Raw genomic sequence first — 12,995 nt, 5'->3', positions numbered from 1 at the left:
CAATACAGGGCGATCGCTCGCGCTTTCACCCTCGAGCCCGCAGTCGCCCCCAACTGCTCCTGCCATGGAATCGGTCTGCGGTTCGTTGCCAAGCGCGCTCAATCGAATACTCGACTCTTCGTGCTGGATGGCCATCCGTTCCGCCTCCTCACCTTTGATAGCGCAGAACTACCTGACTTGTTGAAATTGCCTCCCCGACAATGTCATTCAGCGGCACCCCGATAATTCCACAAGGGAACACGTGTTCGAAAATGGCGGTACTGCATCCATTCTCGGATGGCGACCGCGAAATGACATACACGTGATTACACACGGACCACTGGGCAGGGTCAAGCCGGAAGAGCGAATATTTACCATCCCCGAATCCCATTTCGCCACTAGCACATGTTCCGGCCCGTCAACTGCGTGTCGCGCGGCGCACTCCCCCCGACCGACACGACAGGGTGTGCCCGTCGAACCGGGCACCGCCTACCCTCTTGTCCTGTGAAGGTCACAGTTTTGGTCGGTGGTGTCGGTGGCGCGCGTTTCCTCCAGGGAGTGCGGAGCCTGCTCGCCCAGTCCGATTCGGCAGCGGAAGAGCACGAGATCACCGCGGTGGTCAACGTGGGCGACGACGTGTGGATGCACGGCCTGCGGATCTGCCCCGATCTCGACACGTGCATGTACACCCTCGGCGGCGGCATCGACCCCGAACGCGGATGGGGCCACGTCGGGGAAACCTGGAACGCCAAGGAGGAACTGGCCGCTTACGGCGCCAAACCGGATTGGTTCGGCCTCGGCGACCGGGACATCGCAACCCACCTCATCCGCACGCAGATGCTGCGCACCGGATACCCCCTGTCCGCCGTCACGGAAGCACTGTGCAACCGGTGGCAACCAGGTGTTCGACTGCTCCCCGTCACGGACGACCGCAGCGAGACGCACGTCGTCGTGACCGACCCGGACGACGGCGAGCAGCGCGCCATCCACTTCCAGGAGTGGTGGGTACGTCACCGCGCGCAGATCCCCACGCACAGCTTCGCCCACATCGGAGCGGACACGGCGAAGCCGGCGCCCGGGGTCGTCGAAGCGCTCGAGGAGGCCGACGTGGTCCTCCTCGCCCCGTCGAACCCGGTGGTGAGCATCGGCGCGATCCTCGCCGTCCCCGGCGTCCGCGGCGCACTGCGCACCGGCCGGGCGAAGGTGATCGGCCTCTCCCCCGTCATCGACGGAAAGCCCTTGCGCGGCATGGCTGACGAATGCCTGGAGGTGATCGGCGTCGAGACGTCGGCCGAGGCCGTCGGCCGACACTACGGCGCGCGGTCGGCAACCGGGATCCTCGACGGCTGGCTCATTCACGACACCGACACCGCGGACGTGCCCGGCGTGGCGGTGCGCGCCGTCCCACTCCTGATGACCGATCCCGACACCACCGCCGAAATGGCCCGTGCAGCACTGGATCTCGCCGGAGTGACCCTATGACAGAGGGCGCTGCGCCGGAGCACGCGGGTGACCACGGCGCGGGCGGCGGAATCGAGATCCTGCCCGTTCCGGGGCTCCCCGAGTTCCGTCCCGGCGACGACCTCGCCGGAGCGCTCGCTTCCGCGGCACCGTGGCTTCGCAACGGCGACGTGCTGATCGTCACCAGCAAGATCGTCTCGAAGGTCGAGGGCCGAATCGTGCCCTCCCCCACCGACCCCGAAGCCAGGGACGCGGCACGCCGAGTGCTCGTCGACCAGGAGTCCGTCCGCGTGCTCGCCCGCAAGGGCCGCACCCTCATCACCGAGAACCGTCTCGGGATCGTGCAGGCGGCCTCCGGCATCGACGGATCCAACGTGCACCCGGCCGAACTCGCCCTGCTCCCCGAGGACCCCGACGCGAGCGCGCGGGATCTGCGGGCACGGCTGCACGACCTGCTCGGGGTGACCGTCGCCGTGGTGGTGACGGACACGATGGGCCGGGCATGGCGAAACGGACAGACGGACGCCGCGATCGGGTCCGCCGGGCTGCCGGTCCTGCACGGCTACGCCGGATCGGTCGACGCCCAGGGCAACGAACTGCTCGTGACGTCGGTCGCGGTCGCCGACGAACTCGCCGCCGCGGGCGATCTGGTCAAGGGCAAGACCGGCGGCATGCCGGTCGCCGTCGCGCGGGGTATCGCGCTCACCGACGACGGCTCCAGCGCGTCGGACCTGATCCGGCGAGGCGAGGAGGACCTGTTCTGGCTCGGCGCGAACGAGGCGATCGAGCGGGGACGCGGCGAGGCCCTGCTGCTCCGTCGGTCGATACGCGCCTTTGCACCGGAACCCGTCGAGCCGCAGTCGATACGCGACTCGATCGCGGAGGCATTGACCGCACCCGCACCGCACCACACCCGGCCGGTCCGGTTCGTGTGGGTGCGCACTCCCGAGGTGCGCAGCCGCCTGCTGACCGCGATGCGGGAGAAGTGGCGCGCCGACCTCACCGCCGACGGACTGGACGACGCCGCGATCACCGCACGCCTGGACCGCGGCAACATCCTGTTCGACGCACCGGAGGTGGTGATCCCGTTCTGCGTCCCCGACGGCGCACACACCTACCCGGACGCCGCGCGCACCTCGTCCGAGCAGACCATGTTCACCGTTGCCGCGGGCGCCGCGGTCCAGGGCCTGCTGGTCGCGCTGGCCACCAGGGGCATCGGCAGTTGCTGGATCGGGTCGACGATCTTCGCACCGGACGTGGTGCGCGCCGAACTCGGCCTGGACGGCGACTGGCGGCCGCTCGGAGCGGTGGCGATCGGCCATCCGACCGAGCCGCTGACGCCGCGTCCGCCGGTGACGCCCGGTGAACTGCTGGTGGAACTGTGACCGCACAGTCCCTGCACGCGTCCGCGCGGGTGGCGCTGACGGAGTGGCAGACGCCGAACGAGGCCGACGAGTCGTTGCGGCACACGATGCTCGCGTTCCTGGACGCGTCCCCGCGCGGGTGCCTGCGCGAGCACGAGCCGGGACACATCACCGCATCGTCGCTGGTGATCACCGAGGATGCCGAGCAGGTGCTGCTCACTCTGCATCCCAAGGTGGGCAGGTGGATTCAGCTCGGGGGGCACTGCGAACCGTCCGACGACACCGTCGTCGACGCCGCACTGCGCGAAGCCACCGAGGAGTCGGGAATCGCCGGCCTGCGAATCGACCCGACATTGCTGTCCGCGCACACCCACCCCATCACCTGTTCACTGGGGAAGCCGACCCGGCACCTCGACCTGCGGTTCCTGGTGTGGGCGCCGGTCGGCGCCCAGCCCGTCCGCAGTGACGAGTCGGACGACCTGCGCTGGTGGCCCGTCGACGCCCTCCCCGACACCGCCGAGCGGGACACGATCGACCACCTCGTCGCCCTCGCCCGCCTGCGCTGAGGGCTCCGCCCCGGTTCCTGAATGGCCCATTCATTCAGTTGGACCGAATGAATGGGCCATTCAGGAAGAAATCGAGGGCGGGCGGCCGGGGCAGGGTGGGTCAGTCAGTGGCGGAGATCGGCGCGAGGACGGGCCTGCGTGCGGTGACGTCGTCGCCGGACGACCTGCCGGTCAGGCGTCGACCGAACCAGGGCAGCAGGAACTCGCGGCGCCACGTCGAGTTGATCTTCTTCTGTTCGGCGCGGCTGCGGAGGGGCGCGGCGCCGAGGTCCGGCCCCGTGAGGTCGTGGGGCACCGCGAGCGCATCGAGTACCTCGACGGCCATCCGCTGGTGTCCGGCCGTGGACATGTGGAGACGGTCCCAGTCCCACATCCGGTCGTCGTCGTAGCCGTCGAACCGCCAGAAGTCGACCAGGGTCGCGCCGTGTCGTTCGGCGACCTCACGGACCAGTTCGTTGTAGATGGCGGTGCGTCCCCGCAGGACCCGGAACACCGCGTCCCAGCCCGCGTCGTAGGCGGTCCAGATCGCGACGGTCGCGCCTGCAGCGGTGAGTTTTCCGACGGCGTCGTCGTAGCGGGTGACAAGAGCGTCGATGTCGACGGACGGGCGCATCAGGTCGTTGCCGCCCGCGTAGATCGTCACCAGGTCGGGCGACATCGCCAGCGCGGCGTCCAATTGGTCGTCGAGGACCTGACCGAGCAGCTTCCCCCGGACCGCGAGGTTCGCGTACGCGAAGTCGTCGGTGCGAGTGGCGAGGTGCTCGGCGACGCGGTCGGCCCAGCCACGGAGCTGGTTCGGCCGCGACGGCGCCGGATCGCCCAGCCCTTCGGTGAACGAGTCGCCGAGGGCGACGTAGCGGTGAAAGACAGGGGCGATCGCACTCACTCGATCGATCCTGCCAGCGTGCGCCCGGTCACAGCGGACCGGGCCACACCCCTAGACGTCGGTGGAGAAGCGAACCCCGCCGTCGGGCAGCGTGACGCCGGGCCACACGCGCGCCCCGCGCAGCAGCTCGCAGCGGGCGCCGACATCCGCGCCGTCACCGATCACTGCGTCGCGCACCAGCGCTCGCGGCCCGATCCTGGCGCCGAAACCGATGATCGAGCGTTCGACGGTGGCGCCTGCCTCGACGACCGCGCCGTCGAACACCACGGCACCGTCGAGCCGCGCACCGGCACCGACCTCCGCGCCGCGTCCCACGACCGTCCCGCCGATGAGCACGGCGCCGGGCGCGACACCGGCACCGGGGTGCACCAGCGACTCTCCGCGCTGCCCCTCGAGTGCGGGCGAGGGCGCGACGCCGCGCACCAGGTCGGAGGAGCCGCGCACGAAATCCTCGGGCGTGCCCATGTCACGCCAGTACGAGCTGTCGACGAAGCCGAACACCCGCCGACCGTCCGCGAGGAGGCTGGGGAACACCTCGCGCTCCACCGACACCGGTCGACCTGTCGGGATCTTCTCGATGATCTCCCGCTTGAACACGTAGCACCCGGCGTTGATCTGGTCGGTCGGCGGATCCTGCGTCTTCTCCAGGAAGTCCAGGACGCGGCCGTCTTCGTCCGTGGTGACGCATCCGAACGCTCGCGGGTCACTCACGCGAACGAGGTGCAGGGTGACATCGGCGGCGTGGGCGTCGTGGGACGCGATGACGTCGCGGAGGTCGGTGCCGCCGAGGACGTCGCCGTTGAACACGATCACGTTGTCGGCGCGCAACTTCGGCAGCACGTTGCGGATGCCGCCACCGGTGCCGAGCGGCTCGGTCTCGGTGACGTACTCGATCTCGAGACCCATCTCGCTGCCGTCACCGAAGTGCTCCTCGAAGACCTCGGCCTTGAAGGAGGTGCCGAGCACGACGTGGGTGATGCCCGCAGCCTTGATGCGCGCGAGCAGGTGCGTCAGGAACGGCAGCCCCGCGGTCGGCAGCATCGGCTTGGGCGCCGAGAGGGTCAGCGGGCGGAGCCGGGTTCCCTTGCCGCCCACCAGAATCACCGCATCAACCGGTTGGACATCCGGCGTCTGTGGGACGTCGTTCGTCACCGTCATGTCAGTTCCCTTCGTCGTTCGCTCGGCTTCGGGTTGCCGCCGCGACGGCCAGTTTCGATCGCACTGCCAGCCCGCCGCGCAGCGCCCATCGCAGGGGTGCCTGCCACCAGTGCGGATGCCGGTCCGCCTGGAACCGGTACGCGCTCGCGTGGTGCGCGGGGAGCATCAGTTCCGGATGCCGTCCCGCCGCATGACCTTTCGCGTGGGTGACTTCCGATGTCGGAACGTAGACGTTGTGCCAACCAGCTCGCCCCAGCCGGTCACCGAGGTCCACGTCCTCCATGTACATGAAGTAGCGGGAGTCGAATCCGTCGATCGAGTCGAACGCGGCGCGACGCACCAGTAGGCACGACCCCGACAGCCACCCGACGGAGCGCTCCGAGATCTGCTCGTCCTCCTGCCGGTACCGGGTGCTCCACGGATTCGACGGCCACACCGTGCCGAGCACGGCGTGCCCGGCGCCGGACACCAGTCCCGGCACGTGGCGCGCCGACGGGTACACGGTGCCGTCCGGCTCACGCACCAGCGGACCGAGCGCACCCGCGCGCGGCCACCGCTGCGCCGCCTTCAGCAGCTCGTCGATCGATCCTGCTTCCCATCGAATGTCCGGGTTCGCGATGACGACGAACTCGGCGTCGGAATCGATCTCCGCGACCGCGCGGTTGATTGCGCCGCCATAACCGATGTTTCCGCCGGTGCGGAGCAGTCGGACGTTGTCGTTGGCGGCGGCCGCGGCCTCCGGCTCACCGTCCGTGGAACCGTTGTCCGCCAGGATGACCTGCGTCGACAGGTCGGTGGCGACCTCGAGGGTCTCGAGGAATTCCCGGAGATGTTTACCAGGCGAATACGTCACCGTCACCACGGCCAGCTGCGAACTCACTCGGCCAACCCTAGTCGGTCGCGGCGGGTGGCAGCGCCGCCAGGGCATCGGCGAGCGCGTCGGGCCACGGACGCAGCGGCGTCAGCCCGGCCCGCTCCCATGCCGCCGACGAGAGAACCGAGTAGGCGGGTCGCGGCGCCGGCCTCGGAAAGTCGGCGGTCGTGCACGGTCGGACCCGCTCGGGATCGGCACCGACGCCGGCGAACACCGCCCGTGCGAGTTCGAACCAGGTGGCCCGACCCGCGTTCGTGGCGTGCAGCACACCACGAATCTGCGGCCGCATCGCGAGTTCGAGTAGTCCGACCGCCAGGTCGCCGGCGAACGTCGGCGACCCGACCTGGTCGTCGACGACGGAGACGGTGTCTCGCTCACGCTGCAGTCGCAGCATGGTCGCGACGAAATCGGAGCCGGTTCCGGTGTAGACCCAGGCGGTGCGCACCACGACGGCCGTCGGGTCGGCGGCGAGAACCGCACGCTCCCCCGCCAGTTTGGTGCGCCCATAGGCGGTGCGGGGTCCGGTCGCGTCGTCCACCTCGTAGGGCGTCGACGCGTCGCCCGGGAACACGTAGTCGGTGGACACGTGGACCAGTCGCGCGCCGACCCGTGCGGACGCCTCCGCGAGGATCCTCGGTCCGGTCGCGTTCACTGCCGCCGCGGCCTCCTCGTCCGTCTCGGCAGCGTCGACCGCCGTGTAGGCGGCGCAGTTCAGGACGACATCGCCCGGCCGGACCGCGTCCCGGACGGCGTCGGCGTCGGTGATGTCGAGGTCGGACGAGGTGAGCCCGCGAATCGACACGCCCGGGACGTCGCGTCGCAGAAGATTGCCGCCGAGTTGCCCACCGGCGCCCGTCACGAGGATGTTGATCACAGCGAAAAGTCTGGCACGCCGGTTCGCGGTCCCCGGGACACCGGGTGTTCGTGAGTAGCCTTGACGGGTCGAGACACAGGACGACCACGCGCGTCGGGGTCGGGACACAGCAGTCGATGAAGTGTGAGGGGCGAGGTTTGCCGGACAGCATGCCACCGCGCAGACGTGCGGAGGGCGGGACGCGAGGCGCCGGATCGAGAGGATCCACGCCTGCCGGGTCGGCGCAGGTCGCCGCAGCCGGGTCGGCGCAAGTTGACGCCGCCACCGGGACGTGGCGGACTCGCCCCGTCCAGATCGTGGTGGCCGCCGTCGCGGCGGTCGTCCTCATCGTGACGGGCATCGCCTGGCGAAGCGTCGACGCGCTCGAGTCGAACCTCGCGACCGCCCGGCTCGGGCTCGGAGGCATGAAGGACGGAGCCCTCGACCTGCTCCTCGTCGGCACCGACAGTCGCACCGACGCACACGGCAACCCGCTGAGTCAGCAGGAACTCGATTCGCTGCGGGCCGGTGAGGCCGAAGCCGACAACACCGACACCATCGTGCTGGTCCGCATCCCCAGCAACGGCGAATCCGCCACCGCCATCTCCATTCCCCGCGACTCCTACGTAGCGGTCCCCGGAATCGGGATGTCGAAGGTGAACGCGGCGTTCGGGGCGACGAAGCTCACCGAGAAGCAGAAGCTGCTCGACGAGGGCGTCGACGACGCCACCGCGGAAGAGGAGGCGACGCAGGCGGGCCGGGAGGCACTGATCTCGTCGGTCGCGAACCTGACCGGTGTCACCGTCGACCACTACGCGGAGATCGGGTTGCTCGGCTTCGTCCTGCTCACCGACGCGGTCGGCGGCGTCGACGTGTGCCTCAACGATGCCGTCGACGAGCCCCTGTCGGGAGCCAACTTCCCCGCAGGCGAGCAGACCCTGAGCGGCGCACAGGCCCTGTCGTTCGTACGGCAACGGCACGGACTGCCGCGCGGCGACCTCGACCGGATCGTGCGTCAGCAGGTCTACATGGCCTCACTCGTGCACGAGGTGCTCAGCGCCAAGACCCTCAGCAATCCGGGGAAGCTGGGTCAGCTCAGTTCCGCGGTCCAGCGGTCGGTGGTGCTGGACGAGGACTGGGACGTCATCGGTTTCGCGAAGGAACTGCAGAATCTCGCCGGCGGGCAGGTCCAGTTCCAGACGATCCCGGTCGTCGACATCAACGCGATGACCGACTACGGCGAGTCCATCGTCCAGGTCGACCCCACCGCGGTGCGCTCCTTCGTGTCGGGCCTCGCCGGGAACGAATCCGAAGAGTCCGAATCCGAATCCGAATCCGAGCCGACGGTGGATCCGTCGACAGTCACCGTCGACGTCGCGAACGACAGCGGGGTCGGTGGCCTCGCCGGCCGGGTGTCCGACGCGCTCGCCACGAAGGGATACGCCCCTGGCACCGTCGGCAACAACACCGGCGACACGGTCTCGGTGAGCGAGGTCCACGCGGCCGATCCGAAGTCGGAGTCCGCGAAGTCGGTGGCCGCGGCGCTCGGCGACCTTCCGGTGGTGCAGGATTCCACCGTGGCCCGCGACACCGTGCTGGTGGTGCTGGCGGCCGGGTACGACGGTCCGGGAACGGACGCCGCCTCCGGCTACACGGAATCCGACATCCTCGACCTGGGGACCAGCCCGACGCCTGCCCCGCCCGGTCCGCCGATCGACGCGGGCCGCACCGGACCACAGTGCGTCAACTGACTTTCGCCACGAAGGAGCACCGCAACGCCATGGCAGCACCCAACCTCACGGTGGCCCTGCTCGATCCGATCATGAAGCGGGACCCGGCAGGCCCGCGGGTGACGTGGTACGACGACGCGTCCGGCGCCCGGATCGAACTGTCCGCCCTGACGCTCGCGAACTGGGCGGCGAAGACCGCCAACCTCATCCGTGACGAGTTCGGACTGCTGCCGGGATCGCGGGTGTCGGTGCTGCTGCCCGCGCACTGGCAGACGGCGGCGGTTCTGCTCGGCTGCTGGTGGGCGGGGACGGAGGTGGTCCTCGAGCCGGACCCCGATGCCGATCTCGCACTCGTCACCGCCGACCGTCTGGACGAATCCGCCGATGCCCCGGAGGTGGCCGTCCTGTCCCTGGACGCGTTCGGGCGTCCGGTGGAGAATCTGCCGCTGGGCGTCACCGACTACGCAACCTCGGTGCGGGTACACGGGGACCAGTTCACTCCCGATGCCGCGCCTGCGGACTCGCCCGCCCTGGACGGTCGGACCGTCGCAGACGTCCTCGCCGCTGCGAGCGACTCGGCCGCACGCCAGGGCTTCACGGCCGAGGACCGTGTGCTGTCGACGACGGACTGGGCGACGACCGACGAACTGCTCGACGGACTGCTCGCGGCGCTGGTGGCGGGTGCGTCCCTGGTTCAGGTGACCAACCCGGACCAGGACGCCGAGCGCACCGAGCGCCGGGTCGCGTCGGAGAAGATCACCGCACACCGCTCCGCCTGAGACCGTCAGCGCACGGGTCGTCGGGCGCGGTTGCCGCGCTGACGCCCGTAGCCGGCCCGCACTGCGTCGAGGGTCGCAGTGCGGGCCGGCTACGGGGAGCCTTCGAATGCACCGGCTCAGACGGCAAGCGCCTCCACCGGGGTGGCGCGGGCCGCGCTCCGGGCCGGCGCTGCCGCGGCGATGACTCCGGCCACGCCACCGACCAGCACGATCAACGCCAGCTGCAGCCATGGCACCGATCCCGGGTCGAGACTGTCCAGCCCGAACACCGAGGCCGTCCCGGCGACGCCGAGGACCGACCCGAGCACCACACCGAGTGCGGACGCGACGACTGCGACCAGCACTGCCTCACAGATGAGGACGGACCGCAGACCGGACCGGGTGACGCCGAGCGACCGCAGCAGACCCGATTCGCGTCTCCTCTCGATCACGGACAGCGCCATCGTGTTGCCGACGCCGATCAGCGCGATCAGCACCGCCACCGACAGCAGTCCGATCACCACCACGAGCAGGACGTCGAGAACGGAGTCGATCGCTGCACGCATCGACACCGCCCCACCCACCTCCGCGGTGGGAGCGAATTCCTCTGCCACCGATGTGATCTCATTCTGTGCCGCCACGAGATCGCGATCCGACAGACCGTCGGCCAGCCGGATCCACAGCGACTGCGGAACTGCCGCGAGGGCGAGGGCGTCGACGCGATCGACGAGCGCAGGCTGTCCCTCCTGACCCGTCACCACGCTCAGGGAACGCCGGACGCCCGCGTTCTCCACATCCAGCGTGTCCCCGGCCGCGGTGCCCAGCACGCGCGCCTGTTCCGGCGACAACGAGATCTCTCCCGCCGCGGGCAGTGCCAACGGGATCCGCAGTGTCGCGCCGGAGTCGACCCGGTCGACGCCGAGAACGGCCAACCGGGTGCCGTCGCCGGCGACCACGTCGGCACCGAGCAGGGGCGCGGCCGCGGTTACGAGGTCGATATCCCGAATCCGCGGCTCGAGATTCGCAGGAAGTCCGCCGGCGACATCGGCGTCGACGGAGACATCGACGGGGAACTGCTCGTCCAGCGCTCGTGGAGCAGCCGCCCCCACGGTGGCGATGCCGACCACCATCGTCGCGGTCACCGTCACTCCCACCAGCAACGCCGTCGCGGTCGCGGTGGTTCGGCGTGGGTTGCGCAACGCATTGCCGACCGCCAACTCCCCCAGCGGCCCGACCAGACGCGCAGGCACCCTCCCGACCGCTGCCACCATCGGCGGCACGATGGTCCGGCCGAGGACGACGACACCCAGCGCCGTCACGATGCCACCGGCGCACGCGATCATCACCTGCTCGGCGTACACCCCGAAGCCCAACACGCCAGCGCCCGCAACGAGTCCGGCGAGTCCGGCGAACAAACGCGCCCTCGACGTCGTTGCCGGTTCCGCGGCTGCCTCAACCGGCGCGAGTGCCGCCAGCGGTGACACGCGGGTGGCGGCACGGGCGGGGGCCACCGCAGCCAGGTAGGTGACGATGATCCCGACCGCGAGGCCCGCCAGCACCGCTGTCGGAGTGACGGCGAGCGTGTCCAGCGGCACCGGAGCGTCGAATGCAATCGCCGCCCTGGTCACCGCCCACGCGAGCCCGATTCCGGCGAGCACCCCCGCGGCCGATGCCGCGACCCCGACGGCGACTGCCTCGATCCGGGTGCTGCGCCGAATCTGGCGGGCCGTCGCGCCGACGCAGCGCAGCAGCGCCAGTTCCCGGGTGCGCGCCGCGAGCAGAACCGCGAAGGTGTTCGCGATGACCAGACCCGCCACCACGACCGCGACGGCGGCGAAGGCCAGAAGCACGTTGCGGATGGTGTCGGTGTCGCCGAGGTACGACGCGGACGCCGCCTGGGCCTGTTCGGCACCGGTGCGCACCACGACATCCGGTCCGAGCGCGGCGGCGACGCTGTCCCGAAGTTCGCGCGGATCGCCGTCGCCGGACGCTCGGATCTCGTGTGTCGCCACATCACCCGACCACGCTCGGAGCTGGTCGGCGGTCGTGTACACCGCCACCCCACCGAGCCGCTCCGCGCTCCCGGCCAGGTCTATCTCGCCGACCACCGTCGCCGTACCGGTTCCCGCTTCCGTGCCCTCGTCTGCGCGAGCGCCGCGCACCGTCACCGCGACGGTGTCACCCAGTGACAGTCCCGAATCCGACCCCACCGCGATCTCCCCCGACGCGGCCGGGAACCGGCCCTCGGCCAGCCGCTGCCACCGCAGGTCGGGCGCCTCCGCGAGCGAGGTGACGGTGCCGAAGAGCTTTCCGTGACCCGCCGCGGCGACCTTCACCGGAGCCTGCCCGTCGACCGTCACGGCCCGTACGCCGGGGACCGCGGCGACGCGCTCCGCCGTCTCGGCGGCCTGCCCCGCGTCCGCGAGCCCGTCGACCACGACGGCGCTCGTCCGGTACTGCCCGGCGAGCGAATTCGTCACGCTCGCGGAGGTTGTCGAACCCAGTACCAGCGTCGCGACCACGAATGCCACCGCGATCAGGATGGCCGACCCGGAGGCGACATAGCGCGCTGCGTTGGCGCGGGCCTGCGCGAGCGTCAACCTCAGCATGCGCGCGCACCCAGGTCGCGCATCGTCTCGATCACGGAATCCGTTGTCGGACCCTCGATCTCACCGGCGATCTTCCCGTCGGCGATCAGTACCACGCGGTCCGAGTACGAGGCCGCCACCGGGTCGTGGGTGACCATCACCACCGTCTGTCCGTACTCCCGGACACTGGAACGGAGCAACTCGAGAACCTCCGTACCCGAGCGTGAATCGAGGTTTCCCGTCGGCTCGTCGGCGAAGATGACGTCGGGCCTGGGCAGCAGTGCCCGGGCGACCGCGACGCGCTGCTGCTGGCCGCCGGAAAGCTCGTGCGGCAGGTGACCGAGGCGTTCGGTGAGGCCCAGTCGTCCGACGATCTCCGCCATCCATTCCGGATCCGGGTCCACTCCGCCCAGGCGCAGCGGCAGCAGCATGTTCTCCTCCGCGGTGAGCACCGGCAGGAGATTGAAGGCCTGGAACACGAACCCGATTCGGCGCCGGCGCAATTCGGTCAGTTCCCGGTCACTCAGCCCGGTCAACTCGGTGTCCCCGAGGTACACCAGACCCGCCGTCGCCGTGTCGAGGCCTGCCAGGCAGTGCATCAGGGTGGACTTGCCCGACCCCGACGGGCCCATGATCGCGGTGAAGGCCGCGCCCATGAACTCGGCGTGCACACCGTCCAGGGCGCGCACGGCCGCCTCGCCCTCGCCGTAGCTCTTGCTCAGACCGACGGTGCGGACCGCGGCGGTTCGTGTGGTGGTGGGTGCATTCATGTCCTCGA

The 12,995-nt window shown here is 70.1% G+C and carries 11 protein-coding genes; 5 read left to right on the top strand and 6 right to left on the bottom strand.

Annotated elements, in window-relative coordinates:
* The first annotated feature begins 483 nt into the window (after positions 1 to 483).
* Genes cofD through RHCRD62_RS10525 form a run of 3 tightly spaced genes read left to right on the top strand, consistent with a single transcriptional unit; the run spans position 484 to position 3,370 of the window.
* Positions 484 to 1,461: a 2-phospho-L-lactate transferase gene (cofD, locus tag RHCRD62_RS10535; RefSeq protein ID WP_050064678.1), complete on the top strand. Its 978-nt coding sequence runs from the start codon at positions 484 to 486 to the stop codon at positions 1,459 to 1,461.
* Entirely contained in the window at positions 1,458 to 2,825 is a 1,368-nt protein-coding gene (locus RHCRD62_RS10530) for a coenzyme F420-0:L-glutamate ligase (protein WP_050064677.1), read from the top strand. Before cofD ends, RHCRD62_RS10530 begins: the two co-directional genes overlap by 4 nt.
* Entirely contained in the window at positions 2,822 to 3,370 is a 549-nt protein-coding gene (locus tag RHCRD62_RS10525; RefSeq protein WP_050064676.1) for an NUDIX hydrolase, read from the top strand. Before RHCRD62_RS10530 ends, RHCRD62_RS10525 begins: the two co-directional genes overlap by 4 nt.
* A gap of 100 nt (positions 3,371 to 3,470) precedes the next feature.
* Here the strand turns inward: RHCRD62_RS10525 and RHCRD62_RS10520 are convergent, their stop codons facing one another.
* The 4 genes from RHCRD62_RS10520 to rfbD are packed head-to-tail and all read right to left on the bottom strand — an operon-like array spanning position 3,471 to position 7,162.
* A complete protein-coding gene (locus RHCRD62_RS10520) occupies positions 3,471 to 4,256 on the bottom strand; it encodes an SGNH/GDSL hydrolase family protein (RefSeq protein WP_050064675.1) in 786 nt (261 codons plus the stop codon).
* 51 nt (positions 4,257 to 4,307) lie between these two features.
* Positions 4,308 to 5,414 carry a mannose-1-phosphate guanylyltransferase gene (locus RHCRD62_RS10515; protein ID WP_050064674.1) on the bottom strand — a complete coding sequence of 369 codons (1,107 nt, stop codon included), beginning with the start codon at positions 5,412 to 5,414 and terminating at the stop codon, positions 4,308 to 4,310.
* Between the two features lies 1 nt (position 5,415).
* Entirely contained in the window at positions 5,416 to 6,294 is an 879-nt protein-coding gene (locus RHCRD62_RS10510; RefSeq protein WP_050064673.1) for a glycosyltransferase family 2 protein, read from the bottom strand.
* Between the two features lie 10 nt (positions 6,295 to 6,304).
* Positions 6,305 to 7,162 carry a dTDP-4-dehydrorhamnose reductase gene (rfbD, locus tag RHCRD62_RS10505; RefSeq protein WP_050064672.1) on the bottom strand — a complete coding sequence of 286 codons (858 nt, stop codon included), beginning with the start codon at positions 7,160 to 7,162 and terminating at the stop codon, positions 6,305 to 6,307.
* A 299-nt stretch (positions 7,163 to 7,461) separates the two neighbouring features.
* Here rfbD and RHCRD62_RS10500 point away from each other — a divergent pair, with 299 nt between their 5' ends.
* Both RHCRD62_RS10500 and RHCRD62_RS10495 read left to right on the top strand, forming a co-directional pair.
* Positions 7,462 to 8,892: an LCP family protein gene (locus tag RHCRD62_RS10500; RefSeq protein ID WP_050064671.1), complete on the top strand. Its 1,431-nt coding sequence runs from the start codon at positions 7,462 to 7,464 to the stop codon at positions 8,890 to 8,892.
* Positions 8,893 to 8,921: 29 nt separating this feature from the next.
* On the top strand, positions 8,922 to 9,650 hold the full coding sequence (locus tag RHCRD62_RS10495; protein ID WP_050065202.1) for a TIGR03089 family protein: 729 nt from the start codon (positions 8,922 to 8,924) through the stop codon (positions 9,648 to 9,650).
* Positions 9,651 to 9,766: 116 nt separating this feature from the next.
* On the opposite strand, the gene RHCRD62_RS10490 is transcribed toward RHCRD62_RS10495, so the two are convergent.
* Together RHCRD62_RS10490 and RHCRD62_RS10485 are read right to left on the bottom strand one after the other, a co-directional pair.
* The gene (locus RHCRD62_RS10490) at positions 9,767 to 12,238 is read right to left on the bottom strand and encodes an FtsX-like permease family protein (RefSeq protein ID WP_050064670.1); all 2,472 of its coding nucleotides are present in this window, start codon (positions 12,236 to 12,238) and stop codon (positions 9,767 to 9,769) included.
* The gene (locus tag RHCRD62_RS10485) at positions 12,232 to 12,987 is read right to left on the bottom strand and encodes an ABC transporter ATP-binding protein (RefSeq protein WP_050064669.1); all 756 of its coding nucleotides are present in this window, start codon (positions 12,985 to 12,987) and stop codon (positions 12,232 to 12,234) included. The genes RHCRD62_RS10490 and RHCRD62_RS10485 overlap by 7 nt, the downstream gene beginning before the upstream one ends.
* Positions 12,988 to 12,995: the final 8 nt, after the last annotated feature.

The organism is Rhodococcus sp. RD6.2 (assembly GCF_001040705.1).
Lineage (GTDB): Bacteria > Actinomycetota > Actinomycetes > Mycobacteriales > Mycobacteriaceae > Rhodococcus_G.
This window is presented reverse-complemented; position numbering and strand designations above follow the sequence as displayed.

Coding starts and splice junctions, on each gene's coding strand:
- RHCRD62_RS10495 (WP_050065202.1), top strand. CDS start 8,922: ATGGCAGCACCCAACCTCACGGTGGCCCTGCTCGATCCGATCATGAAG.
- RHCRD62_RS10530 (WP_050064677.1), top strand. CDS start 1,458: ATGACAGAGGGCGCTGCGCCGGAGCACGCGGGTGACCACGGCGCGGGC.
- RHCRD62_RS10485 (WP_050064669.1), bottom strand. CDS start 12,987: ATGAATGCACCCACCACCACACGAACCGCCGCGGTCCGCACCGTCGGT.
- RHCRD62_RS10490 (WP_050064670.1), bottom strand. CDS start 12,238: ATGCTGAGGTTGACGCTCGCGCAGGCCCGCGCCAACGCAGCGCGCTAT.
- RHCRD62_RS10515 (WP_050064674.1), bottom strand. CDS start 5,414: ATGACGGTGACGAACGACGTCCCACAGACGCCGGATGTCCAACCGGTT.